Source organism: Rhodovulum sp. P5 (assembly GCF_002079305.1).
GTDB lineage: Bacteria > Pseudomonadota > Alphaproteobacteria > Rhodobacterales > Rhodobacteraceae > Rhodovulum.
The window spans coordinates 484472-510305 of sequence record NZ_CP015039.1 but is presented as its reverse complement, the minus strand read 5'-3'; the positions used below and the strand labels follow the sequence as shown (position 1 = coordinate 510305).

The window sequence follows — 25834 nt, the reverse complement described above, 5'->3', positions numbered from 1 at the left end:
AGACGACGATGGTACAACTGACGCTCCCCAAGAACTCGGTCGTCAAGACCGGCAAGACATGGCCCGAACCCGCCGGGGCCACGAATGTCCGCAAGTTCCAGATCTATCGCTGGGATCCGGATACCGGTGAAAACCCCCGTGTCGATACCTACTTCGTCGATCTCGATGCCTGCGGGCCGATGATTCTGGACGCGCTGATCAAGATCAAGAACGAGATCGACCCGACGCTGACCTTCCGTCGCTCGTGCCGGGAGGGGATCTGCGGGTCCTGCGCGATGAACATCGACGGGATCAACACGCTTGCCTGCACGATGGGCATGGACGAAATCAAGGGCACCGTGAAAATCTATCCGCTGCCGCACATGCCCGTGGTCAAGGACCTGATCCCGGACCTGACCCTGTTCTACGCCCAGCACGCCAGCATCATGCCGTGGCTGGAAACGTCGACCAACGAACCGGCCAAGGAATGGCGTCAGTCGATCGAGGATCGCAAGAAACTCGACGGGCTTTATGAGTGCATCATGTGCGCCAGTTGCTCGACCTCCTGTCCGTCCTATTGGTGGAACGGCGACAAGTATCTTGGACCGGCAGCGCTTCTGCATGCCTATCGCTGGATCATCGACTCGCGCGATGAGGCGACGGGGGAACGGCTCGACCAGCTTGAGGACCCGTTCAAGCTCTATCGCTGCCACACGATCATGAACTGCACCAAGACCTGTCCGAAAAGCCTGAACCCGGCGAAGGCCATCGCCTCGATCAAGAAGATGATGGTCGAACGGGCGGTTTGAGCACGCACTGCTTCATGCGCGTGCCCATCGGCAAAGACTTTATTGTGCGGCGCGGGGGAACCTGCGCCGACTTTCTTTGTGTTACTTCATTTAATAATATGATTCGGAAATACCTATTATTGGTCGGGGCTTGCGACTCAAGAAGCATCTGACGACATGTGACTTGCGCCGAGTCACACAACCGTTGCTTGAGATGCCCTTTCAGCCACATTTCTTTGGGGAGATTTTGCGCCGGGATCTTTGGCCGGACTCCAGAAAAACTCCGAAACCTCAGTCGAGTAGATTGTGCCGTTTGGCCGGTCTGTTAACATTTCCGTGTGTGAGCGGGGCGTTCAAAGAATTTGAAAAACCATTGTCCTGCACGCATTGAATGTTTTCCAATGGGTGGAGGGAATCCATGAAACGTACATTTTTGGCCGCCGCAGCCATTGCGGCAAGTGCCGTCGGTGCCCAAGCTGCGCAAGTGGTCGACGTGATCGACTATACCTACAATGCCGCGAACGGATGGTATTTTGTACCGCCGGGGGGCAATGAACTTACCAGGCCGTACTACCGGGACTCCGACGAAGACTGGGGATGGACCCACAATGCGATCGCAGCGGGGTTCACCTCTGCCTCCCTCAGCATCAGTGCCTTCGATGTTGACGAGGCACCGTGTGAGCGGAACCTGTGCGAAGTCGATACCGTCTCTGCATGGGATGCGGACACGTCGACCTGGGTGGAGCTTGGTAATCTGACCGGCGACGACGACACCTTCTCCTACACGGAATTCGACATCTACGCCGCCGCCGGTGGCGCGCTGATCGACGACATCTCCGATGGTCTGCAGATCGCGTTGGACATCTCCACGATCGATACCTTTTGGCTCGTTTCGATTGCCAAGTCGGTCATCACCACCGATGGCGCGGTCGCGCCGGACCCGGACCCGGACCCTGTCGTTCCGCTTCCGGCCGCCGGTTGGGCGCTGCTGACCGCACTGGGCGGCTTTGCTGTTGCAGGGCGCCGCAAGGGCTGACGTTGTAAGCGTCGTATGAGTCATGTGGGCACGGCCGGGCAGGGTCCGGTCGTGCTTTTCTGTCAAAACACCGCTTCCGCTGTTGTTGGTGTCATGCGGCATGAAATGCCGACCAACTTCCTTGTGAGGGCCTGTTTTCCTTGACTGTGTCGGGTGCGTCCTGTCAGTCAGACGATATGCCTGATCCTGAAAGACGACATGACGCCGGGACGCGGGTGCCCGCCGATGCCGACACCCGCCGGTCTGCCAAGCCAACGATCTGCTATCCGCCGGAGCATATGTCGCCGGTGGATATGTCTGTGCGTACCGCGCTGCGGCGCAGTGCGCGCAAGGTCGACGAACTAACGGTTCCCCCGCGAGAGGCCCGGTGCTTCCGCGTGTCTGCCAGGCATGTCTTCCGGATTTCCTGCTGCGAGGGATCGCAGGTTGGCGATCTCAACCTTTGGAACGCCGGCGATCTGTCGGAACGCTTCTACTCTGGCAAGACCCGCGCCCTGCACGGCACCCATCTGGGCGAGGGGCATCGCTTGTGGTCCGGTTTCCCGTATCTGCGCCCGATGGCGACCATCCTCCAAGACAGTCTTGACTGGTACGGGTTCGATGCGGACGGGGCCGGGGTGCATGATGTGATCGGGACGCGGTGCGACCCCTATACGCATATGCTGTTGAACGGAAAGGCGTTCCACAACTGCTGCCATTCCAACCTGACCCGCGCGCTTGCCGAAGACCTCGGCATTTCCCTGGCGGAAGCGGAGAGCCATGTTCACGATGTCTTCAACGTCTTCATGTGCACGGGCTTCACGCGGGAAACCCATCAGTATTTCACCAAGGCGAGCCCTGCGCGGCGCGGCGATTTCATCGAACTTTTCGCCGAGATCGATCTTCTGTGCGCGCTGAGTGCCTGTCCCTGGGGCGATTGCAGCAGCAACGACACCGCCGGGGCCGTCTGCTATCCGCTAGTGGTGGAGACCTTTGCGCCGGAGCCGGAGGCGTTGGATGCGTGGCAGTCACCGCGCCCCAGTGCCTATGATCGCAGCCATGGGGCGTGACGAGAGCGCTCAGGCAAAGGCGGCTTCCAGCGCGACCTCGACCATGTCGCCAAAGCTTTGCTCCCGGTCTTCGGCGGGCAGGTGTTCGCCCGTGATCAGGTGGTCCGAGATCGTCAAGACAGCCAGCGCCCGGACCCTGTGCCGTGCGGCGACGATATAGAGTTCGGCCGCCTCCATCTCGACCGCCAGAACCCCGTGCCTGGTCATCTGTTCGTTCAGGTCGGGCCGTTCGTCGTAGAAGACATCCGATGAATAGATGCCGCCGACATGGGCTGTCACGCCTTTGGCACGGGCGGCGTCGTGGGCGGCCGACAAAAGCCCGAAATCTGCGCAGGGGGCGAAGGCCAATTCCTTGAAAATACCGCGTGACGGGGTGGAGAGGGTCGAACTTGTCATCGCCAGAACGATGTCCCGCAAGGCAACTTGGGGCTGCATGGCGCCGGCCGAGCCGATGCGGATCAGCGTCTTTGCGCCGTAGTCCCGGATCAACTCGTTTGCGTAGATCGACAGCGACGGCATGCCCATGCCGCTGCCCTGGATGGTCACGCGGTGGCCGCGCCATGTGCCGGTGAACCCGTACATGCCGCGGGTTTGATTCACACATTCGGGTGCGTCAAGAAATGTCTCGGCCGCCCATTTGGCACGCAGGGGATCGCCCGGCATCAGAACCGTTTCGGCGATCTCGCCGGGTTTCGCACCGATATGGATGGTCATGGAGGGCCTCCGACAGTCAGGTCCGAGGCCCAGTTATAGCGCGGTTCTACTCTGCCGCCACCGGCGAGGGATCGATCAGGCCTACGATGTCGAACATGATGCGGTTCAGTTCGAAATCCTTTGGCGTATAGATCTTGGCCACGCCCATGGCCCGCAGGCGGGCTGCGTCGTCTTCGGGGATGATGCCGCCGACCACGACCGGGATGTGCATCAGGTCATGCTCTTTCATCAACCGCATCAGCGCCTCGACCAGCGGGATATGACTGCCCGACAGGATCGACAGGCCCACGACATGAACGTCTTCCGCCTTGGCGGCCTCGACGATTTCGGACGGGGTCAGGCGGATGCCTTCATAGGTGATGTCCATGCCGCAATCGCGGGCGCGGGCGGCGATCTGCTCCGCGCCGTTGGAATGGCCGTCGAGCCCCGGCTTGCCGACCAGAAGCTTCGGCTTGCGGCCGAGTTTCGTGCCAAGCTCCGCGACGGCCGTCCGGATTTCGTCCAGCCCCTCGGTCCGGTTCGATGGGTTGGGCGACACGCCGGTCGGCCCGCGATACTGGCCAAAGACCGCACGCATGACATCGGCCCATTCCCCGGTCGTGGCGCCGGCGCGGGCGGCCTCGATCGAGGGCGGCATGATGTTCTCGCCGGTTTCGGCCGCCTTGCGCAGCGCGGCGAGGGCCGTCTTGACCCGCTCGCCGTCCCGTTCGGCCCGCCACGCGTTCAGGCGCGCGATCTGGTCGGCCTCGGCATCCTTGTCGGCCACCATGATCGCCTCTTCCCCGGCCGTCAGGGGGGAGGGTTCGGCCTCGGTCCAGCGGTTCACGCCGACAACCGTCGTCTCGCCGCCCTCGATCCCGGTGATGCGGTCGGAATGGCTCTCCACCAGCCGCGACTTCATATAGTCGATGGCCGCGACGGCACCGCCCAAGGCATCGATCTGTGCCAGTTCGGCCCGGGCGTTTTCCTTCAACTCCTCGACCTTCTTGGTCACCGCGGGGTTGCCGTCGAACAGATCCCCGTATTCCAGAAGATCGGTCTCATAGGCGAGGATTTGCTGCATCCGCAAAGACCACTGCTGGTCCCACGGCCGGGGCAGGCCAAGGGCCTCGTTCCATGCGGGCAACTGCACGGCACGGGCGCGGGCCTTCTTCGACAGGGTTACGGCCAGCGTTTCGATCAGGATGCGGTAGACGTTATTTTCCGGCTGCTGCTCGGTCAGGCCGAGAGAGTTCACCTGCACGCCATAGCGGAAGCGGCGGAATTTCGGGTCTTCGACGCCGTACCGTTCCTGGCAGATCTCATCCCACAGATCGACGAAGGCACGCATCTTGCACATCTCGGTCACGAACCGGATGCCCGCATTCACAAAGAATGAAATCCGGCCGACCATCTCGGGGAAGTCTTCCGGGGCGACCTTACCCTTCAGGTCGTCCAGCACTGCCGTGGCCGTGGCCAGCGCGTAGGACAGTTCCTGCTCCGGCGTCGCGCCGGCCTCTTGCAGGTGATAGGAACACACGTTCATCGGGTTCCATTTCGGCAGATGTTCTCGCGTGTAGGCGGCGACATCGGTGATCATGCGAAGGCTGGGCTTCGGCGGGCAGATATAGGTGCCGCGGCTCAGATATTCCTTGATCAGGTCGTTCTGAACGGTGCCCTGAAGTTTCGAGATGTCCGCGCCCTGTTCCTCGGCCACCGCGATATAGAGCGACAGAAGCCACGGTGCCGGCGCGTTGATCGTCATCGAGGTGTTCATCTGTTCCAGCGGGATATGGTCGAACAGAAGCCGCATGTCGCCCAGGTGGTCCACCGGCACGCCGACCTTGCCGACTTCGCCGCGGGCGAGTTCATGGTCGCTGTCATAGCCCGTTTGGGTGGGCAGGTCGAACGCCACGGAAAGCCCCGTCTGCCCCTTGGCAAGGTTGCCGCGATAAAGCGCGTTCGACGCCTTGGCGGTGGAATGGCCCGCATAGGTGCGGAACAGCCAGGGTCGGTCTTTCTTGGTCTCGGTCATGGCGCGCCTCGGACTTGGTGTGGCAAGAATATTTCGCTTCGGTGCAGATAAGGGAAAGAATCTGCCAATGTCAATTCGCTGCGGCGCGGCAATGGCGAAAGCGGCCGCCGAAGGGGCGGCCGCTTTGCGGTCTGTTTCAAACGGTGTCAGATTGTGCGCTTGCGACGGGCCAGCCCGAAGGCGCCCAAGGCCCCAAACAACAGGGCACCACCGGCCGGCAGCGGCACGTCGGCGGCGACGGTCTCAAAGATCAGGTTGTCGGCGTAGACGTTCATAAGGCCACCGACACCGTAGCCGCCGAAGATCACATAGGCGATGTCCGTCCCGGCGACCGACAGCGTTTCAAATCCGACAAACGCGGAGTCGATGAAGGCCGTATCGGACGCGATCAGGTTGTCCAGCGAATCGTAGGCCTCAAGATACAGGTCGTCCGCGTCGGCATTGTTGTCGCCCACGTCGACGGAAACGCTTGAAACCACGTTTGCGAAGTCGGCACGATAGCCATCCGACGTGCTGGTGTTGCCAAGAATGATCGTATCGGCCGACACGTTCGCATCCTGCCACGCGAAGACGGAGGACCCGTTCTGCGTGATCGAAACACCACCCAGATCGACCCCTGTTATTTCCGTTCCCGGCGTGAACCCGTTGAAATCGATGGTCACCAGCGCTGCACTGGCTGCGGTACCCAGACCGATGCTGGTCGCGACTGCGAGAGCTGCAAGTTTCATTCTACCTCCCCATCAAATGCAGATGTTTGTAGCTCTAGTAATTCAATTTAAAGCTTAGTGAGCTTGTTCCGGTCAAGCACAATACCGGCGGTCAGAGCGGTGACCCGTGTTCGCCTCAAGGCCTCATAGCCTCTCTATGATTGACCACAGAAGGCCGCATGCGCGTGCACCGTAATGCCCGCACGGCCGCTGCGCTGGACACTCCGGGGGGGCATTGCGGTGCTGCCTTGATCCCAGGCGCGTCGAACGGACAGGTCGAGAAGTTGCAGCCGGGCAGCAGGTTCTGACGCTGCGGTGCGGCGCGGACGGCGGGTTCTGGGACATAAAATTACCCACCAACCCCCGTTCGGCATTGCAAAGTTGCGCGTTGGCTTCTATTTCACCGGGAAATGCCGTGCGATTCTGCGTTGCGGCAAATGTCATGACCGAGGATGGAGGCCCTGATGGCACTCGACACCAACCCGTCGATCGCGCCCTACGAAGCACCGGAGAAGGAGCTCTACGAAGTCGGCGAGATGCCGCCGCTCGGCTTTGTTCCGCCCAAGATGTATGCGTGGGCGATCCGGCGAGAGCGTCACGGCGAGCCGGACAAGTCGTTCCAGGTCGAGGTCGTCGAGACGCCGGCTATCGACAGTCACGAGGTTCTGGTTCTCGTGATGGCCGCGGGCGTGAACTATAACGGCATCTGGGCCGGGCTCGGGATTCCGGTGTCGCCCTTCGACGGCCACGGGGCGCCCTATCACATCGCCGGCTCGGATGCGTCCGGGATCATCTGGGCGGTCGGCTCGGCGGTGAAGAACTGGAAGGTGGGCGACGAGGTCGTCATCCACTGTAACCAGGACGATGGCGACGACGAGGAATGCAATGGCGGCGACCCGATGTTCTCGCCCAGTCAGCGGATCTGGGGATATGAAACGCCGGATGGGTCGTTCGCGCAGTTCACCCGGGTGCAGGCACAGCAGCTTTTGCCGCGGCCCAAGCATCTGACGTGGGAGGAATCGGCCTGCTATACGCTGACGCTGGCCACCGCCTATCGGATGCTCTTCGGCCACCATCCGCATGAGTTGAAGCCGGGCCAGAACGTTCTGGTCTGGGGCGCCTCCGGCGGCCTCGGCTCCTTCGCGATCCAGTTGATCAACACCGCAGGGGCCAATGCCATCGGCGTGATCTCGGACGAATCCAAACGCGACTTCGTCATGGATCTGGGCGCCAAGGGCGTCATCAACCGGAAAGACTTCAAATGCTGGGGGCAACTGCCCAAGGTCAACACGCCTGAATACAAGGAATGGTTCGGAGAGGCCCGCAAGTTCGGCAAGGCCATCTGGGACATCACCGGCAAGGGCAACAATGTCGACATGGTGTTCGAGCATCCGGGCGAGGCGACCTTCCCGGTGTCGACCTTCGTCGTGAAACGCGGCGGCATGGTAGTGATCTGCGCGGGGACGTCCGGGTTCAACCTGACGATGGACGCGCGCTATGTCTGGATGCACCAGAAGCGCATCCAGGGCAGCCACTTTGCGCATCTGAAACAGGCCGCGGCCGCCAACCGGCTGATGTGCCAGCGTCGGCTTGACCCGTGCATGTCCGAGGTCTTCCCGTGGGCAGAGATTCCGCAGGCGCATCTGAAGATGCTGCGCAACGAGCACAAGCCGGGCAACATGGCGGTTCTGGTTCAGGCGCCGCGTACGGGGCTGCGCACCTTCGAAGATATTCTGGAAGCTAGCCCGTCCAACTGAGGTCTGGTAATCTTCCGGTAACGGCAGTATGGTCCGAATCATCGATTCGGCCATGCTGTTTCGTTTGTTTGCCTATGTTTGGACGCGTAAGTCCAAGGCAAACCATCGCGATTGCGCATTTTCAAGCCGATAGAATGTCATCCCCTCACCATTTTAGGGGACCCCAAATCGGCGAATATTTTGCGAAGTCGCGCTGTGATAGACTTATCTTAACCCTTCGTTAACCAACGGGAAGGATAGGTCATGAAGCACGAATGGCTCATCGACATTCTTGGAGATCTCAAGAACTACGCGCGCAAGAATGGCATGGGCGCCCTGGCAGAGGAGTTGTCGACATGTCAGGCCTTGGCCGCTGTGGAGATCTCCTCGATCGAAGCACATTCGTTGCAGACAAGACTCGCTGTTGGCGCGCCATTGAAAGCGGTTGCAGACAATGCAAATACGGGTAATGGACGGCGACTTAGACTCGTTTCTGGACCGGCTGCAGCGGGCAACGACGCTTGAACATCTCTATCGGGCGACCGAAGAGTTGCGCGATTACTATGGCGTGCTCCATGTGGTGTATCACTGGGTCAGCAGCGTCGGCGACCAGTACGGCGCGGGAACCTACAGCACCGAATGGGTCGACCGGTATCTCGAACGCGGCTATGTGCGGGTCGACCCGGTCGTGTCAGGCTGCCTGCATCGCTTCCACCCTGTGAACTGGAAGCAACTCGACTGGTCCAGCAAGGCGGCGCGTGATTTCCTGACGGATGCCATCGCCCACGGGGTCGGAAACCAAGGGTACTCGATTCCGGTGCATGGCCCGTCGGCCCAGTTTGCGGTCTTCACGGTCAGTGACAGTTGCAGTGACGAAGAATGGGAAACCTTCGTGAAAGCCAACATGCGCGACCTGATCCTGATCGCGCATGACTTCAACAGAAAGGCACTGGAGTTCGAACAGGGCGACACCCCGGCCCCCACGACGGCCCTGTCCCCGAGAGAGGTCAGCGCGATGACGTTGCTGGCACAGGGGATGAGCCGGGCCCAGGCGGCGCAAGAGCTTTCGATCTCGGAACATACCCTGCGCGTCTATATCGAGGCCGCGCGCCACAAGCTTGGGGCACTCAACACAACCCATGCTGTGGCCCGTGCGCTGAGTTCCGGCCTGATCGCTGTCTAGGCATTAACCGCCCGGCAACGATTGGAATTCGTTGATATTCCCCTGACGGTGGCGCGCGGTCGCTTTGCCGGTTCGAAACCGTGCGTTCGGTAGGTTTTCCCCATCACCGACTGGTAAAAGGGCCTTCCGACATGCTTCGCTACATCTATGGCGCCGACCTGCACAAGTTCCCGCTTCTGCGCGACACGATGTTCCGCGACCGTGCGATCCAGTTCAAGGAGCGTCTGGGCTGGGACGTGAACGTGGATGAAAACGGCGAGGAGCACGATCAGTACGACGATCTGAACCCGCTTTACGTGATCTGGGAACGTCCCGACGGCACCCATGGCGGTTCGATGCGGTTCCTGCCGACCACCGGCCGCACCATGGTTAACGAGCATTTCCTGCACCTCACCGACGGCGTTCGCATCGAAAGCCCGCTGATCTGGGAATGCACCCGCTTCTGCCTGGCGCCCGATGCGGGTCGCGAAGTGACCGCTGCGCTGGTGCTGGGCGGGGCCGAACTGATGGTCAATTTTGCCGTCGAGCATTTCGTCGGTGTGTTCGACAACCGCATGGTGCGCATCTACCGGATGCTCGACATGGCGCCGGAGGTCATCGGCGCGGGTGGCGAAGGCAAGCAGTGGATCGGCGTCGGTCTGTGGGAGATGAACGAGACCTTCATCCCCAAGACCTTGAAACGGCTGGGGATCACGCGCGAAACCTCGACGGCCTGGTTCAATGACTCGTTCGGGTTCACACCGTCTTTGAAGCGCCTGCCCGAGGTGGCCTGATCCCGCTGGCGCGCAAGGGATGGGGCCTGTAGGCTCCGCCCCATGCGCGTGCCCGCCCTGACCCTTTCCGAAGACCAGGCCGAAGCTCATGACCGTGTGGCCGATCTGCTGCGCGGTGTGGGCGTCGATCTGGACAACGCGCGGCTGACGCCGCGGGCCGACGGGCAGGGGGGGCTTCTGGCGGTGACCGGCAAGGCGGGATCGGGCAAGACGATGCTGCTGGCCGGGCTTGTCACGGCACTTGCCGAGTCGGGCGTTCAGACCATCTCGGGCGAATACGAGGGCCGGCGCCGCAAGGACCGCCGCACGCTGGCCGTGCTGGCCCCGACCAACAAGGCGGCCTCGGTCCTGCGCCAAAGGGGGGTACCGGCCACCACGATCCACAGGATCATCTATACCCCCGTCTACGACCCGGAATACGAAAAGATCGCTGCCTGGCTGACGGGAGAGGGCGACCGGCCCGAGATCGAGGGCCTGACCGATGCCGCGCTTGACCGGGCCCTGGCGTTTTATCGGACGCACAGTTCCGTTCCCGGTGCGCTTGCCGCGGCTGGTCTGAAGGGCAGCGATTTCATCAAGGGCTGGAAGCGCCGCGAAGACCCATTGGATATCGGGTTTGTCGATGAGGCGTCGATGCTGGACGACCGGCAATTCGAAGACCTCAAGGAGCTTTTCCCGACCCTTGTCCTCTTCGGTGATCCGGCCCAGCTTGCGCCGGTCAACCAGTCCGGCCAGATGGTGTTCGACACGCTGCCGGAGGGTCGCAATATCACGCTGCGCCGTGTGCACCGGCAGGCCGACGACAACCCGATTCTCGATCTGGCCCATGCGCTGGGGGAGTCGGACCTGAGCTTCGAGGACTTCGAGGAGATGGTGGAGCGGATCGCCGCCCGGGACGGCCGCGTCGTGGTGTCTCCGCGCGTCGATTCGGATTTGATGGCGCGCTCCCCGGTGCTGGTCTGGCGCAATGCAACGCGCATCCGGCTGATCCACGCCTTTCGCCGCGTGCATGGTGCCCCGGAAGATGCCTTGCTGCCCGGTGAACCGCTGATCTGTGACGGAATCGAACTGCCGCTGAAGCATCGCAACAAACGCCTCGATCTGGAGGCCCGCGGGCTGATCAAGGGCGCGCAGGTGATCTACAAGGGGCCGGGGCGCAGGCCGGGCTTTTCCCGCCTGCACGTGATCGGTGCCCCGGAACCGGAGCTTTCGGCGGCCTCCATCGTGAAGATCGAGTTGCCGGAGGAGGAAGAACCCTTCATCCCCTATGCCGCCACGATGGGGGCCGCTTTCCTGCATGGGGCGGCGGTGACCATTCACAAGGCGCAGGGCAGCCAGTGGGAGGCCGTGCAGGTCTTTGCCCCCGATCTTTACGCTGCGGCCCGGATGGGGCGGACGGAGGCCGGGCAGCCCCTTTGGAAACGGCTTGCCTATGTGGCGATCACAAGGGCGGAGCATCGCCTGATCTGGGTTACGCGCTACAGGCTGGCCAAGCCGACAACGCCGCTGTCCACGGACGATCTGCTGGTTCCGGTTGCGCCCCTGACCCTGACGTCCGAAGACCCCGGCGCCTGACCGGCGTCAGTTCTTGATCAAACGGAATACCGCCGACGCACCCCAGCCGGCAAAGATCGCAATCGTCAGCGACAACAGCCCATAGATCAGCGGCCGTTGATGCGCCAAGGTGTAGGTCCAGCGTTCAAGCCCGACCTTCTGCACGGCCAGCGTCGTCTCATAGGCGTCGATGACCTCGCCGTTACGCACCAGGTAGATCCGCGTGGTATAGTCGCCCTCGGTCAGGTTCGCCGGCAGTGCGATTGAGGTGCGGAACAACGTCTGTTCGTCGAGGCTGACAGCACCGGGCAGCATCTGGTACAGGCCTTTCGCGGTGCGAATGCGGATTAGGGCTTCCACGAAACTCTCGGCATGGGGGGCTTCTTCGGTCGCGCCGACGGCACGTATCGCCCGAGGGATGGATACCTTATGTCGCAGGTCCTCGGTGTCGGACATGATGTCGTCCAGCGGCCGGGTCGAGGACACGGCATAGAAACTGGGCGCGGCATCGATGTGCACCGAATCGGTGTTGATCCAGATCCCGAGCCGGCGATCCTTTTGCCGGACGGTCACCGGCATTGCGGGCCCGGCCACCGTGATGACCACGTCAAGCTGCCCGTCTTCGGGCAACGGGGCCTCGCGCTTGACCGCGCCGAAGATCAGGATTTCGGATCCTGCGAAATCGGTGGTGATGGACACGCTGGTCTGGCTGAGCCCGGCGACGACCGTCTCTGCCCGCACCGCGCCTGCGCAGAGAAGACACAGAAGAACGACGCGCCAAAGCATCAGTGGCCCCCCTTCCGCGTGCTCAGCGAGTAAAGCTCCGACGGTTCGAGGAGGAGATCGAACGCCAGCTTGGCACAAACGACCAGAACCAGAACGGCCAGCAGAATTCGCAATTGTTCAGCCTTCATCTTGGCGCCGATCCGGGTGCCGATCTGCGCACCGACCACCCCGCCGATCAGCAGCAGAACCGCCAGCCCCATGTCGACAGTAAAGTTCGTCGTGGCATGTAGCAACGTGGTGAAACCGGTCACGAAGATGATCTGGAACAAGGACGTTCCCACGACCACCTTTGTCGGCATTCCAAGGAGATAGATCATGGCCGGAACCATGATGAAGCCGCCGCCGACCCCCATGATCGCGGCCAGAATACCGACGGCGGCGCCGACCAGAAGCGGCGGAATGGCCGAGATATAAAGCCCCGATGTCCGGAACTTCATCTTGAACGGAAGGGCGCTGATCCATGTCCGCTGCCGCCGTTTCGGGGCGCTCTTGCCTTTGCGCGTTTGCCGGATTGCGTTCAGGCTTTCGACGAACATCAAGGAACCGATGATGCCGAGGAACAGCACGTAACACAGCTTCACCAACAGATCGACCTGGCCCATCTGTCGAAGCTGATTGAAGATCAGTACGCCGAGTGCGGCACCGAAAAGGCCGCCGACCAGCAAGACCGTTCCCATCTTCAGATCTACCGTCTTGCGCCTCAGATGCGCCAGAACGCCGGAGAAGGAGGACGCCACGATCTGATTCGCCTCGGTCGCGACGGCCACCGCGGGCGGAATGCCGATGAAGAAGAGCAGGGGGGTCATCAGAAACCCGCCACCCACGCCGAACATGCCCGAAAGCACACCCACCATCCCGCCGAGCCCCAGAAGGAGGAAGGCGTTCACGGACACTTCGGCGATGGGTAGATAAATTTGCATATGTGAATCTCTAAAGCGTTCCTTTGCCGTCTGGCAAGCCTCGCTCGGGCTCACATATCGTTTCCTTGGGCGCGTGGCGGAATTGCACGGCTATCATGGCTCAGAAGCTGCACGCCGGGTTCGGATGTCAGTGTGTAAAGCTCTGACGGTTTCAAAAGCAGGTCCAGCGCGAGCTTGCCACAAACGGCCATCACGAGCGCTGCCAGAAGGACTCGCAACTGCTCTGCCTTCATCTTCAGACCGATCCGGGTGCCGAACTGTGCCCCGATCACGCCGCCGACGAGCAGCAGCAGGGCAAGCCCCATGTCGACCGTGTAGTTCGTTGTGGCATGCAGCAAGGTGGTGAAGGCGGTGACGAAGATGATCTGGAACAGCGACGTGCCCACGACGACCTTGGTCGGCATGCCCAGCAGGTAGATCATCGCCGGCACCATGATGAAGCCGCCGCCCACGCCCATGATGGCCGACAGCATACCGACGGCCGCGCCCACAAGCAGCGGCGGCACCGCCGAGATATAGAGGCCCGACACGCGGAACTTCGTCTTGAACGGCAGAACGCTGACCCATTTGCGGTGCCGCCGTTTCGGCGCCGTGCGGCCGCTGCGGGTACGGCGGATGGCCTGCAGGCTTTCGACGAACATCATCGTGCCGATCACGCCGAGGAACAGGACGTAACAGAGCTTCACGAACAGATCGACCTGTCCCAACTGGCGAAGCTGGTTGAAGATCACCACGCCCACCGCGACGCCGACAAGACCACCCAGCAGCAACACGGTGCCCATCTTCAGATCGACGGTTCTGCGCCGGAAATGCGCAAGGACGCCTGAAAAGGACGAGGCGACGATCTGGTTGGCGGAGGTCGCCACCGCCACGGCCGGCGGAATGCCGATGAAGAACAGCATTGGCGTGATCAGGAAGCCGCCACCGACGCCGAACATGCCGGACAAGACACCCACCAGCCCGCCAATCCCCAACAGGGTAAAGGCGTTCACGGCAACGTCGGCGATGGGAAGATAGATCTCCATGTGGTCCTGCTAGATCCGCTAAGCCTGCTTAGGCAAGCCTAGCTTTCTTTCACATAGGGTTCTCCCCCCGCGCGCGGGGGCACCGCGCGGCCCACGAAACCGGCAAGAATGACCACCGTCAGGATATAGGGCAGCGCATCCATCACTTGCACGGGGACCGTGACGCCGCCCAGATCGATATTCTGATAGCGCAGCGCGATCGCCTGAAGGAAGCCGAACAGAAGCGTCGACATCAGCGCGTACCACGGCCGCCACTTGGCGAAGATCAGGGCCGCAAGGGCGATGTAACCGCGTCCGGCCGTCATGTCCTTGCTGAAGCCCGCTTGCAGGGCCGTCGCAAGATAGGCCCCGGCAATCCCGCACAGCACCCCGCAGATGGCCACCGCGGCATAGCGTGTGCCGATGACCGAAATGCCCGCGGTATCGACCGCGGCGGGGTTTTCGCCCACCGCGCGCAGGCGCAGGCCGAACCGCGTCCGGAACAGCACCCACCATGTCAGCGGCACCATCGCGAAGGCGAGGTAGACAAGGATCGTGTGACCCGAGATCAGGTCGTGATAGATCGGCCCGAAGACCGGCACGGTTTGCAGTTGTTCGGCGAAGGGCAGGGTGATCGCCTCGAACCGTGCGCCGCCCAGAAGCGACGGCGTGCGCCCGCCCTGCTGAAACCAGTCCTGCGCAATGACAACGGTCAGACCTGCCGCAAGAAAGTTGATCGCGACCCCTGAAATCAGCTGGTTCCCGCGAAAGGTGATCGAGGCAAGACCGTGGATGCCCGCCAGCAGCATCGATGACAGGATGCCCGCCAGCAGCCCCAGCCAGACCGACCCCGTCACCGCCGCCGTCGCCGCCGAGAAGAAGGCCGCGAACAGCATCTTCCCCTCCAGCCCGATGTCGAAAATGCCCGAACGCTCCGAAAAGAGGCCCGCAAGGCAGGCCAGAAGAAGCGGCGTCGACAGCCGCACCGTGGAGTCGAGCACCTGAAGGACCGTTGCGAAATCCATCATGCCCGTCCTTTCCGACGCCCGGCGAACAACCGCTCCAAGGGCATCCGCACCATGTTGTCCAGCGCCCCGGTGAACAGGATCACCAGCGCCTGGATCACCACGATCAACTCGCGCGGGATGGTCGTCCAAAGCGCCAGTTCAGCGCCCCCCTGGTAGAGAAAACCGAACAGCAGGGCCGCCAGCAGCACGCCGAAGGGGTGATTGCGCCCCATCAGCGCCACCGCGATCCCGATGAAGCCTGCGCCTTCGACTGCGTTCAGGACCAGCCGTTCCGCCTCTCCCATCACGTTGTTGATCGCCATGCAGCCGGCCAGCGCCCCGGAAACCAGCATTGCCAGCATCACGATCCGCACCGGGCGAATGCCGGCATAGACGGCCGCCGGTTCGGAATGCCCCAGCGCCCGGATTTCATAGCCGAGCCGCGTGCGCCAGATCAGCAGCCAGACCAGAACGCAGGCGGCCAGAGCAACAACAAAGCTGATATTGGCGGGCGCCGCTTTGGAAAAGGGGATGCCGAAGGCGCCCAGAATGTCATGCAGCGTTGGCAGATGCGTGCCGTCTGGAAACTTGGCCGTCGCCGGGTCCATCGAGGCCGGCGGCCGCATCACGTTGACCAGCAGATAGTTCAGCACGGCCGCGCCGATGAAGTTGAACATGATCGTGGTGATCACGATATGGCTGCCGCGCGTGGCCTGCAGCCAGGCCGGGATCGCCGCCCAAAGCGCGCCAAAGAGCGCCCCGCCAAGGATCGCCACCGGCAGCGCCAGCGACCAATGCGGCCATGGCAGCGCAAGGCAGACAAGCGCCACCCCAAGCCCGCCCAGCGTCGCCTGCCCTCGCCCCCGATATTGAAGAGCCGTGCGTGAAAGGCGACGGCGACCGCCAGCCCGGTGAAGATGAAATTCGTGGCGTAGTAGAGCGTGTAGCCCCACGCATAGGTCGACCCCAGCGCCCCGGTGACCATCAGTTTGACGGCGGCGACGGGGTCTTCGCCGATGGCGACGATGACCAACGCAGACAACAGGAAGGCGATGACCAGACTGATCAGCGGTATCAGGATGACATCCGCCCATTTCGGCAGTCCGTTCACGTCAGGCGGCCTCCGTCGTCATGCCGGCCATCAACAGACCAAGCTCTTTCTCGTCGGTCTGGTCCGGGGCGCGTTCCCCCATGATCCGACCGTCGAACATCACCGCGATGCGGTCCGACAGCGACAGGATCTCGTCCAGTTCCACGCTGACCAGAAGGATCGCCGATCCCGCATCGCGCAGTTCCACGATGCGCTGGTGGATGAACTCGATCGCGCCAATGTCCACGCCGCGGGTCGGCTGCCCCACCAGCAGCAGCGCGGGGTTCCGCTCGATCTCTCGTGCCAGTACCAGTTTCTGCTGGTTCCCGCCGGAAAACTGCCGCGCTGCAAGCTCGGGGTTCGGGGGGCGCACGTCGAAACGCGCCATCTTCTGCGCGCAGTCCGTGCGGATCGCCGTATTGTCCATCAGGGCTGCGTTCTTCTGATAGGCCGGGTCGTTGTGATAGCCGAAGACCGCATCTTCCCACGCGTGGAACGGCATGATCAGCCCCTCCCGCTGGCGATCCTCGGGCACATGGGCGATTCCGCGCTCCCGGCAAAACTGTCCGTCGGCATGCTTGCCGCTAACGTCGATGGGTTGCCCGTTCACACGAACCGTGCCGGACGCGGGCATCATGCCGCCCAGCACCTGCAAAAGCTGCGACTGCCCGTTGCCCGCCACGCCTGCGATACCCAGGATCTCTCCCGCCCGCACGGAAAAGGAGACGTCTTTCAGCCGCTTGACCCCGTCGGCGTCGAAAACGCTCAGGTTCTCGACCTCCAGCACGGTGCGCCCCGGTTTGGCGGGGCCTTGTCCACCCGCAGCAGCACCTTGCGCCCGACCATCAGCTCTGCCAGTTGCTCTGGGCTGGTGTCCGCCGTCTTGACCGTCGCCGTCATCTCTCCCCGGCGCATCACGCTGACGGTGTCGGTCGCCACCATGATTTCACGCAGCTTGTGGGTGATCAGGATGATCGTCTTGCCCTCGGCCTTGAGGTTGTCGAGAATCCGGAACAGGTGATCGGCCTCCGCCGGCGTCAGCACCCCCGTCGGTTCGTCGAGGATCAGGATATCCGCCTGCCGATACAGCGCCTTCAGGATTTCCACCCGCTGCTGCATGCCGACGCCCAGATCCTCGATCCTGGCATCGGGGTTCACGTTCAACTCGTAATCCTCGGCCAGCGTCTTCAGCGTCTTCAGCGCCTTGCTGATCGAGGGTTTCAGCAGCCGCCCTTCCTCCGCGCCGAGGATCACGTTCTCCAGCACCGTGAAATTCTCCACCAGCTTGAAATGCTGAAACACCATGCCGATGCCCGCGGCGATCGCATCATGGCTGTCCTGGATGGTGGTCGGCTTGCCGCCGATCCGGATCTCTCCCGCATCGGCCTTGTAAAAGCCATAGAGGATCGACATCAGCGTCGACTTGCCCGCGCCATTTTCGCCGATGATCCCGTGGATGGTGCCGGGCATGACCTTGAGCGAGATATCCCGGTTCGCCTGAACCGGCCCGAAGGCCTTGGATATCCCGCGCAATTCGATGGCCGGGGCGACGGCTTGCCGCCCCTCTGTCGTGGCCGCGACCACGGACTTACTTCACCGGGCAGGAATTGTCCGACATGTAGTCATGCACCTGCAACTCACCCGAGATGATCTTTGCCTTGGCGTCTTCGACGGCGGCGATCATCTCCTCGGTGACGAGGTCCTGATTATACTCGTCCACGGCATAGCCCACGCCATTTTCGGCCAGCCCCAGCAAATTGATACCGGTCTCAAGGTCAGGCCCAGCAAATTGATACCGGTCTCAAGGTCAGGCCCGGCCATGAACGCGTCATAGACCGCCACGTCGACCCGCTTGATCATCGAGGTCAGCATATGCCCCGGATGCAGGTAGTTCTGGTTGCTGTCCACGCCGATTCCAAGGATGCCCTGATCGGCCACCGTTTGCAGAACGCCCAGCCCCGTGGACCCCGCCGCGGCATAGATCACATCCGCGCCTTGACCGATCTGGGCCTGCGCCAGTTCGCTGCCCTTCACCGGGTCGGCCCAGGCGGCAGGCGTGGTGCCGGTCATGTTCTGGATGACCTTCGCGTCGGGGCTTACCGCCTTGACGCCCTGAACATAGCCGCAGGCGAATTTCCGGATCAGCGGAATGTCCATGCCACCCACGAAGCCCACCGCACCGGTTTCCGAGGCCATCGCCGCCATCATGCCGACCAGATAGCTGCCCTCATGTTCCGAGAAGACGATGGAGCGCACATTGGGCGCATCCACCACCATGTCGATGATCTGGAACTTGGTGTCGGGATAGTCGGCGGCGACCTCTTCCAGCACGCTTGCAAAGGCAAAGCCGGCCATCACGATCGGGTTCAGCCCGGCCTCGGCAAAGCGGCGTAGCGCCTGTTCGCGCTGGGCCTCCGACTGCAATTCGATCTCGCGATAGTTTCCGCCCGTCTCTGCCTTCCACTTCTGGGCGCCGTTATGGGCGGCCTCGTTGAACGACTTGTCGAACTTGCCGCCCAGATCGAACACCATCGCCGGGTCGGCCAGTGCGGTGCCGGTCAACAGGGCCAGCGCGGCGGTCGCGCCCAGGATTTTGCGGAAGGCTGTCATGGAATATCTCCCCGATGTCTTTCTGGCTGCGCCGGGATGCAGGCCCCGCAGAGCGTCGAAAGGCTGTTGTTTGATCACAAGTTAGGCCGCAGCGCCGGGAATGCGTCAACCGATTTCTCGCCGTGGTCCGGTCTCAGGGCGCAAGCTGCTTTCTGAGGATCAGCGCGTCGACACGGGTGCCTTCACGTTTGGCATAGTAGCGGGGCCGGCGGCCGGCATCGCGATAGCCTGCGCCGGTATAGAGCGCCCGGGCCGGCCGGTTGTCCTCGGCGACCTCAAGAAAGGCGTCTTCTGCCTCCCGCATGCGCGCCTCGGCCTCGAATTGCGCCAGCAGGGCCCGGCCGCATCCCGCGCGGCGCTGCGTGGGGTGCACCGCCAGCGTCAACAGTTCGGCCTCACCGGCGAGCGCGCGGCCGAGGGCGACTCCCGCATCGCTTTCGCACAGGAACACGCCGGGGCTTTCCAGAACGGCGGTGAATTCTGCCGCTGTCCAGGGGCGGGGATAGGTGAAACACAAGGAGTGCAGGACGGCCAGCGCCTCGGGCGTCATGGCAGGATGACCGGCGGTGGATCGGCCGGTGGGGCCGCATCGGCGGGGCGCACGTAAAGCGGCGCCGGGCGGGGCATGTTGGTTGAGACGCGTGCCGCGGCCAGACGGGCGATCCGCGGTGCGATGTCGGTCAACGGCCGGGTCTCGAACGGCCGGCCCAGCCTTGCGCCCAAGCGGTCGGCGGCTTCGCCGACAATGCGCGTGTCTGTCGGCAGCAAAAGGTCCTCGGGCGGGGCATCGGGCGTGGCCAGCCTCGGCGCGCCAAGGGGCTTCCCATCGGTCAGAAGCTGAAGATAAACCGCGTTGCGCGGCGCGGGAAGGGCAGCCAGAACAGTGCCGGGTTCGCCCTCCGCCAGCACCTCGAGCCCGGAAACGCCGATGGCCGGCACGGCCAGGCCCAGCGACAGGCCCCGTGCCGCGGCAACAGAGATCCGGATACCCGTGAAATTGCCCGGCCCGATGCCGACCCCGATCCGGCCGATATCGGCCCAACGCAGGCTGTTTTCGGCAAGGATGTCTTCCAGCATGGGAAGAAGATGCTCTGCCTGTCCGCGGCCCATTTCGACATGTGCTGCTGCGATGATCTTGCCGTCGCGCAGCAAAGCGGCCGCGCAATGCGCGGCCGATGTGTCAAAGGCCAGAACCGGTTTCTCGTCGTCCATCGCGTCAGTCGGCGACCGGGCGCACCTCGGTCACTTCCGGGATGTAGTGGCGCAACAGGTTTTCGATCCCCATTTTCAGCGTCAGGGTCGAGGACGGGCAACCGGCGCAGGCACCCTGCATGTGCAGATAGACGATTCCGCGGTCAAACCCGTGGAACGTGATGTCGCCGCCGTCCTGTGCCACGGCCGGCCGCACGCGCGTATCCAGCAACTGCTTGATCTGGTTCACGATCTCTGCATCGGGGCCGTCATGATCGGCATGGCCTGCGTCTTCCTCCGCACCGGTCACGGTCGGCTGGCCCGACTGGTAGTGCTCCATGATCGCGCCGAGGATCGCGGGCTTGATGTGATCCCATTCCGAGTCTTCGGCCTTGGTCACGGTCACGAAGTCGGTGCCGAAAAAGACGGCGCGCACACCGTCCACCGCAAAGATGCGTGTCGCCAAGGGTGATTTCCCGGCGGTCTCTGCCGAGGGGAAGTCCGCGGTGCCGGCATCCATCACGGCCTGGCCGGGCAGGAATTTCAACGTTGCCGGGTTCGGGGTGGACTCGGTCTGGATAAACATGCAGCAATTCCCTAGCTTTCCGGTCGGATATGCGCGTCGCCGACCCCGTTGTCAACCTTCGGGGCGCGTCCGGCGCTCTAGCAGACGGCTTCCAGCCCTTCCTTGGACAGCCCGCCGGGCACGATCGTCATCGGCACGGGCAGGGTGCCCGAGGTCTTGGTCAGTTGCGTCACCAGCGGCCCGGGGCCCTTCTTGTCGGTGCCCGCGCCCAGCACCAGCACACCGATATCGGGGTCGTCGCGGACCTGTTGCACGATCTCGGTTGCCGGTTCGCCTTCACGGATGACCAGTTCGGGGTCGATCCCCTGCCGGTCGCGCATCCATTTGGCGAATACCTCGAAATGCGCTTCGATCCGTTCGCGGGCCTCTTCGCGCATCAGATCACCCACGCCGATCCAGTGGTTGAATTCCTCCGGCGGAATGACGGACAGGATTTGTACGCCGCCCTTGGTCTTGTTGGCCCGCATCGCCGCGAACCGCATGGCGTTCAGGCATTCACGGCTGTCGTCCAGAACGACAAGGAACTTGCGCATGGCGCCCTCCCTGAGAAATTGCTCCAAAGCATGACCGACGCGCCGCGCGCTTGCAACTGCTACGCGCAGGGCATGTGCGATGGTTGCGTCGCGGACCGACCTTTGTCAGATGCCCTTGCCGTCCGAATGGGCCCAGTCCCAGTAGAGTTCACGCACCTTTTGCGTGACCGGTCCCGGCTGGTACTGCACGTCGTCGAACGCCTTGACCGGCGTGACCTTCATCATGTTGCCCGACAGGAAAACCTCGTCGGCATCGCGGAAGTCGTCGAAGGTCAGGATCTTCTCGGTCACCGTGATGCCCTCGGCCGTGAGGTTGGACATGTGCCGTGCGCGGGTGATGCCCGCAAGGAAGGTGCCGTTGGCGATGGGGGTCAAAACCTCGCCATCCTTGACCATGAAGACATTGGCCGTCGCGGTCTCGGCCACATTGCCCATCACGTCGCCGACAAGCGCGTTGCCGAAGCCCTTGGCGCGCGCCTCGGCCAGCATGCGCGCGTTGTTGGGGTAAAGGCAGCCTGCCTTGGCATTGACCACCGCGCAATCGAGCGTCGGACGGCGGAACCGGGTTGTTGTCAGTGTCGTCGCGCTGCCCGGGGCGGCCATCGGGATCTCTTCCAGGCAAATGGCGAACCCGGTGGCGCCGGGCTTGGGAACGATCCCAAGGAAATCGCCCTCCAGCGCCCAGTACATCGGCCGGATATAGACTGCGGCATCGTCGGGATAGGTCTTCAACCCCTCCCAGATAACCTCGCACATCTCCTCGGCGCCCATGGTGGGTGTGATCATCAGCGCCTCGGCCGAGGCATTGACGCGTTCGCAATGGGCCATCAGGTCGGGGGCGATCCCCTCGAAATAGCGGGCGCCGTCGAAGACGGTCGTGCCCAGCCAGCTGCCGTGGTCGGCTGCGTTCATCACGGCGATGTCGCTGCGGTGCCATGTGCCTTTGTAAAAGGTGCGGATATTGGTGCCGGTGGCCATTGCTCACCCCTTCTGTATTTCGCGCGAACCCTAGACCTGCGCAGCCAAGGCGTCCAGATGCCATTGGCCGCCGGTTGCTAGCCGCCCGTATGGCTCATATGGCGGGTCATCTGCCCGTCGGCGCGCTGGCGGGAATAGTCGAAATCGTGGCCTTTGGGCTTGCCGGCGATGGCGGCGCGGATCGCGGCTTCCAGCGGGGCGTCATCGCCGGGATGGGCGCGCAGCGGGGCCCGCAGATCGGCGCGGTCTTCCTGCCCGAGGCACATGAAAAGCTCTCCGGTGCAGGTCAGGCGCACGCGGTTGCAGCTTTCGCAGAAATTGTGGGACATCGGCGTGATGAAGCCAATCTTCTGCCCCGTCTCCTCCAGCCGGACATAGCGGGCCGGGCCGCCGCTCCTCTCGGTCAGGTCCAGCAGCGTGAAGCGGTCGGCCAGCCGGGTGCGGACATCGGTCAGTGACCAGTATTGGTCCAGCCGGTTCTCGTTGCCCAGGTCGCCCATCGGCATGACCTCGATAAAGGTCAGGTCCATGTCGCGCGCCCGGCACCAGTCGACGAGGTCGAACAGTTCGGGTTCGTTGAAGCCTTTCAGCGCGACGGTATTGATCTTGACCCGCAGGCCTGCGGCCTGCGCCGCATCGATCCCGCGCATCACCTGGTCCAGCCGGCCCCAGCGCGTGACGCGGGCGAACTTTTCCGCATCCAGCGTATCGAGGCTGATATTCACCCGCCGGACCCCCGCCGCGTAGAGATCGCCTGCGAATTTCTCCAGTTGCGACCCGTTGGAGGTGACCGTCAGTTCGTCGAGAGCGCCGGTTTCAAGATGCCGCCCCATGGCGTTGAAGAAAGTCATGATGTCCCGCCGCACCAGGGGCTCTCCGCCGGTGATGCGCAGCTTGCGCACGCCCAGCCGGATGAAAGACGAACAGACCCGGTCCAGTTCCTCCAGCGTCAGCAGTTCCCGCTTGGGCAGGAAGGTCATGTTCTCGGCCATGCAATAGACACAGCGGAAATCGCAGCGATCGGTGACCGACACGCGCAGATAGGTGACGGCGCGTTTGAACGGGTCGATCAGGGGCGTTGCTTCAGTCATGCCGGGAAAGGTAGGCGCCGCGTCGATTTCTCGCAACCCGCTTCGTTAATGCCGGTGCGTCTTGACACCTGTCCCGCCCGCTTGCCCAACTGTCTGGCGGAGGAGATGAGGGAGGGTGTGATGGACGATCGCAGGCTTTTGCCCGTGCAGGACAGTTGGGACGCGATGCGGGGCCGCTTCCGCTGGGCCGTGCCAGAACGCTTCAACATCGCACAGGCCTGTTGCGATGACTGGGCCGGGGCAGAGCCGGGTCGGGTGGCGGTCATCGATGCCTCGGACGGGGACCGGGCGTGGACCTATGGCGCATTGAAGGATGCGTCGGATCGCCTTGCCACGGTCCTTGCCGGGCTTGGCGTCGGCGCAGGCGACAGGGTCGCAGTACTGTTGCCGCAGGCGCCCGCCGTCCTGATCGCCCATTTCGCGGCCTACAAGCTTGGCGCCGTGGTCCTGCCGCTATTCACGCTCTTCGGGCCGGATGCGTTGGAATATCGGTTGGCCGACAGCGGTGCGCGGCTGGTCGTGACCGATGCGGACGGGGCCGAAAAGCTCGCCGGCCTGCGCGACCGGCTGCCCGACCTGACCGAGGTTCTGTCGGTGAACGGTGGCAAGGCCCGCGACCTCTGGGCCGAGATCGCGGCAGCCGACCCGCTGCGCGCGCCCCGGGACACGCTGGCCAAGGACCCGGCGGTTCTGATCTATACCTCGGGCACCACAGGCCCGCCCAAGGGCGCGCTGCACGCCCACCGGTTTCTGATCGGGCATCTGCCGTCGATCGAGTTGCACCACCGCGGCTTTCCGCAACCGGGCGATTGCGGCTGGACCCCGGCCGACTGGGCGTGGATCGGCGGATTGATGGATATGGCGATGCCGTGTCTCTACTACGGCGTGCCGCTGGTGGCCTGCCGGATGCGCAAGTTCGACGTGGCCGAGGCGTGGGCCCTGATCGACCGCCTGAAGGTGCGCAACCTGTTCCTGCCGCCGACAGCGCTGAAACTGATGCGGCAGGTGCCGGTGCCCGCGGGCGTTTCGTTGCGCTCGGTCGGTTCCGGGGGCGAAAGCCTGGGTGCCGATCTGCTAAATTGGGGGCGGCAGGCGCTGGGGCTGGAGATCTGCGAATTCTACGGCCAGACCGAATGCAACCTCGTCATCACCTGCGTACCGGAATTGATGGACGCCCCGCCCGGCGCGATGGGGCGCGCGACACCGGGGTTCGACGTCGCGGTCATCGACGCGGACGGAACGCCGCTTCCGCCCGGGGAGTTGGGGGAGATCGCGGTGCGCAAGGGCGCGGCCTCGATGTTCCTTGGCTATTGGGGCTTGCGAGAGAAGACCGAGGCCAAGTTCACCGGCGATTGGATGCGCACCGGCGATCTGGGCATGTGCGACGGGCAGGGCCATTTCACCTATGTCTCGCGCGACGATGACGTGATCACCTCGTCCGGTTACCGGATCGGCCCGACGGAGATCGAGAACTGCCTGACCGGTCACCCCGACGTCGTAATGGCCGCGGCAGTGGGAGAGCCCGACCCGGAGCGGACCGAGATCGTCGTCGCCCATGTCGTCCTGCGCGACGGGGCGGCGTGGGAGGGGCTGGAGGCGGCGCTGATCCAGCGCGTGCGCGACCATGTCAGCCCCCATGTCGCGCCCCGCCGCGTCGTCCGCGCCGACAGCCTGCCAATGACCGCCACGGGCAAGATCATGCGGCGGGAGTTGCGCGGCCAAGGGTAGGGCGCGTCAATCCGGGTGTGCTGGCGGGGCACCCATCACCCGCGCGGCCTCCTTCCGGGCGAAGGGTTTCATCTGGGTGCCATGCGCCACCAGAAACGCCCGCACCCGGTCGGGATCGCGTTTCGACATCTCGCGCAGCCACCACGCCACGGCCTTCTGGATGAACCAGTCGGGGTCAGAGACATAGCCGGCGGCCCAGCCCAGAACCCGCTCACGGATTTTCAGATCGGTGGGCTTGGGGTGGGGCATCTTTGCCCAGGGCAGGGTCATCACCAGCGCCGCGCGGCGGGACCACATATGATCCGATCCCGTCCAGCCCTCGACCGTGTCGATCCGGGCCGGGTCTGCGACCAGCCGCTTCTGCCCGGCGATACTGGCATGATCGGCCACGGCCCAGGCGTCGAATTGCGGCACCCAGCTTTGGACAAGGTGCCATGCCCCTTCGTCCGTTGGCCGGATGCGCGCCTGCGTCAGCAGTTTGGCGGCGCAGATGCGCGCCTCGTGAATGTCGGTCTCCCACAGGTCGGCGGCCAGTTGCAGCCGATCCTCCAGCGTCAGGCTTTGGCGCCAGTCCCGCGCAAGCGTGTCGATATCGGGGTTGGCCACGCCCAGATAGACCCGCGACACCTTGTGATAGGCGGCCATGTCGGCCGCCTTTCCGGGGACGGCATGGGCCGACAACGCGTGCAGCGCATCAGAAACGTTCATGGTTGCTCTCCGCTCGGAGTCGCGCAAGCCTTCGATACCGTTGCTGTCATGGCAAGCCCGGACACGCCC

The 25834-nt window shown here is 63.4% G+C and carries 23 protein-coding genes and 3 pseudogenes; 9 read left to right on the top strand and 17 right to left on the bottom strand.

Going from position 1 to position 25834, the window contains the following annotated elements; translation table 11 throughout:
- Positions 1-8: 8 nt before the first annotated feature.
- The 3 genes from RGUI_RS02465 to RGUI_RS02455 all read left to right on the top strand — a co-directional run bounded on the left by RGUI_RS02465 (position 9) and on the right by RGUI_RS02455 (position 2852).
- Positions 9-788, top strand: a complete 780-nt coding sequence (locus RGUI_RS02465) for a succinate dehydrogenase iron-sulfur subunit (protein ID WP_081531599.1) — start codon at positions 9-11, stop codon at positions 786-788.
- A 397-nt stretch (positions 789-1185) separates the two neighbouring features.
- Positions 1186-1803, top strand: coding sequence for a VPLPA-CTERM sorting domain-containing protein (locus RGUI_RS02460; RefSeq protein ID WP_172841064.1), 618 nt, complete (start codon positions 1186-1188; stop codon positions 1801-1803).
- A gap of 176 nt (positions 1804-1979) precedes the next feature.
- Positions 1980-2852, top strand: a complete 873-nt coding sequence (locus tag RGUI_RS02455) for a DUF1989 domain-containing protein (protein WP_081531597.1) — start codon at positions 1980-1982, stop codon at positions 2850-2852.
- A gap of 9 nt (positions 2853-2861) precedes the next feature.
- On the opposite strand, the gene deoD is transcribed toward RGUI_RS02455, so the two are convergent.
- From deoD to RGUI_RS02440, 3 genes are all read right to left on the bottom strand, one after another.
- Positions 2862-3566, bottom strand: a complete 705-nt coding sequence (gene deoD / locus RGUI_RS02450; RefSeq protein ID WP_081531596.1) for a purine-nucleoside phosphorylase — start codon at positions 3564-3566, stop codon at positions 2862-2864.
- 46 nt (positions 3567-3612) lie between these two features.
- The gene (locus RGUI_RS02445; protein WP_081531595.1) at positions 3613-5580 is read right to left on the bottom strand and encodes a methylmalonyl-CoA mutase family protein; all 1968 of its coding nucleotides are present in this window, start codon (positions 5578-5580) and stop codon (positions 3613-3615) included.
- Positions 5581-5726: 146 nt separating this feature from the next.
- Entirely contained in the window at positions 5727-6308 is a 582-nt protein-coding gene (locus RGUI_RS02440; RefSeq protein WP_081531594.1) for a VPLPA-CTERM sorting domain-containing protein, read from the bottom strand.
- Positions 6309-6751: 443 nt separating this feature from the next.
- On the opposite strand from RGUI_RS02440, the gene ccrA reads away from it, so the two are divergent.
- The 5 genes from ccrA to RGUI_RS02420 all read left to right on the top strand — a co-directional run bounded on the left by ccrA (position 6752) and on the right by RGUI_RS02420 (position 11554).
- The gene (gene ccrA, locus RGUI_RS02435; RefSeq protein WP_081535935.1) at positions 6752-8044 is read left to right on the top strand and encodes a crotonyl-CoA carboxylase/reductase; all 1293 of its coding nucleotides are present in this window, start codon (positions 6752-6754) and stop codon (positions 8042-8044) included.
- A gap of 243 nt (positions 8045-8287) precedes the next feature.
- Positions 8288-8548, top strand: a complete 261-nt coding sequence (locus RGUI_RS21655; protein WP_172841063.1) for a hypothetical protein — start codon at positions 8288-8290, stop codon at positions 8546-8548.
- Positions 8493-9206, top strand: a complete 714-nt coding sequence (locus RGUI_RS02430) for a LuxR family transcriptional regulator (RefSeq protein WP_081531593.1) — start codon at positions 8493-8495, stop codon at positions 9204-9206. Before RGUI_RS21655 ends, RGUI_RS02430 begins: the two co-directional genes overlap by 56 nt.
- Positions 9207-9337: 131 nt before the next feature.
- Entirely contained in the window at positions 9338-9979 is a 642-nt protein-coding gene (locus RGUI_RS02425; RefSeq protein ID WP_081531592.1) for an acyl-homoserine-lactone synthase, read from the top strand.
- 42 nt (positions 9980-10021) lie between these two features.
- Entirely contained in the window at positions 10022-11554 is a 1533-nt protein-coding gene (locus tag RGUI_RS02420) for an ATP-dependent RecD-like DNA helicase (protein WP_081531591.1), read from the top strand.
- 6 nt (positions 11555-11560) lie between these two features.
- Here the strand turns inward: RGUI_RS02420 and RGUI_RS02415 are convergent, their stop codons facing one another.
- The 13 genes and pseudogenes from RGUI_RS02415 to moaA form a co-directional block, all read right to left on the bottom strand.
- On the bottom strand, positions 11561-12319 hold the full coding sequence (locus tag RGUI_RS02415) for a TIGR02186 family protein (protein ID WP_081531590.1): 759 nt from the start codon (positions 12317-12319) through the stop codon (positions 11561-11563).
- A complete protein-coding gene (locus RGUI_RS02410; RefSeq protein ID WP_081531589.1) occupies positions 12319-13239 on the bottom strand; it encodes a sulfite exporter TauE/SafE family protein in 921 nt (306 codons plus the stop codon). The genes RGUI_RS02415 and RGUI_RS02410 overlap by 1 nt, the downstream gene beginning before the upstream one ends.
- A gap of 50 nt (positions 13240-13289) precedes the next feature.
- Positions 13290-14264, bottom strand: a complete 975-nt coding sequence (locus tag RGUI_RS02405) for a sulfite exporter TauE/SafE family protein (RefSeq protein ID WP_081531588.1) — start codon at positions 14262-14264, stop codon at positions 13290-13292.
- 38 nt (positions 14265-14302) lie between these two features.
- On the bottom strand, positions 14303-15268 hold the full coding sequence (locus tag RGUI_RS02400; protein WP_081531587.1) for an ABC transporter permease: 966 nt from the start codon (positions 15266-15268) through the stop codon (positions 14303-14305).
- Positions 15268-16361: pseudogene (locus tag RGUI_RS02395) on the bottom strand (ABC transporter permease). The gene RGUI_RS02400 and the pseudogene RGUI_RS02395 overlap by 1 nt, the downstream one beginning before the upstream one ends.
- A 1-nt stretch (position 16362) precedes the next feature.
- A pseudogene (locus RGUI_RS02390) lies at positions 16363-17924 on the bottom strand (ABC transporter ATP-binding protein).
- 4 nt (positions 17925-17928) lie between these two features.
- Positions 17929-18950 (bottom strand): annotated as a pseudogene (locus RGUI_RS02385) (BMP family protein).
- Between the two features lie 133 nt (positions 18951-19083).
- Complete coding sequence (locus RGUI_RS02380) at positions 19084-19500, bottom strand: GNAT family N-acetyltransferase (RefSeq protein ID WP_081531586.1); 417 nt, start codon at positions 19498-19500, stop codon at positions 19084-19086.
- Entirely contained in the window at positions 19497-20162 is a 666-nt protein-coding gene (gene tsaB, locus RGUI_RS02375; protein WP_081531585.1) for a tRNA (adenosine(37)-N6)-threonylcarbamoyltransferase complex dimerization subunit type 1 TsaB, read from the bottom strand. Before tsaB ends, RGUI_RS02380 begins: the two co-directional genes overlap by 4 nt.
- Positions 20163-20166: 4 nt before the next feature.
- Positions 20167-20727, bottom strand: a complete 561-nt coding sequence (locus tag RGUI_RS02370; RefSeq protein ID WP_081531584.1) for a NifU family protein — start codon at positions 20725-20727, stop codon at positions 20167-20169.
- A 77-nt stretch (positions 20728-20804) separates the two neighbouring features.
- Positions 20805-21260, bottom strand: a complete 456-nt coding sequence (locus tag RGUI_RS02365; RefSeq protein ID WP_081531583.1) for a universal stress protein — start codon at positions 21258-21260, stop codon at positions 20805-20807.
- Between the two features lie 105 nt (positions 21261-21365).
- On the bottom strand, positions 21366-22238 hold the full coding sequence (locus RGUI_RS02360) for a branched-chain amino acid aminotransferase (protein ID WP_081531582.1): 873 nt from the start codon (positions 22236-22238) through the stop codon (positions 21366-21368).
- Between the two features lie 77 nt (positions 22239-22315).
- Complete coding sequence (gene moaA, locus RGUI_RS02355) at positions 22316-23329, bottom strand: GTP 3',8-cyclase MoaA (RefSeq protein WP_081531581.1); 1014 nt, start codon at positions 23327-23329, stop codon at positions 22316-22318.
- 120 nt (positions 23330-23449) lie between these two features.
- Here moaA and RGUI_RS02350 point away from each other — a divergent pair, with 120 nt between their 5' ends.
- Complete coding sequence (locus tag RGUI_RS02350) at positions 23450-25057, top strand: AMP-binding protein (protein WP_253798772.1); 1608 nt, start codon at positions 23450-23452, stop codon at positions 25055-25057.
- A gap of 6 nt (positions 25058-25063) precedes the next feature.
- Here RGUI_RS02350 and RGUI_RS02345 read toward each other — a convergent pair whose 3' ends face one another.
- Entirely contained in the window at positions 25064-25765 is a 702-nt protein-coding gene (locus RGUI_RS02345) for a DNA alkylation repair protein (protein ID WP_081531580.1), read from the bottom strand.
- Positions 25766-25834: the final 69 nt, after the last annotated feature.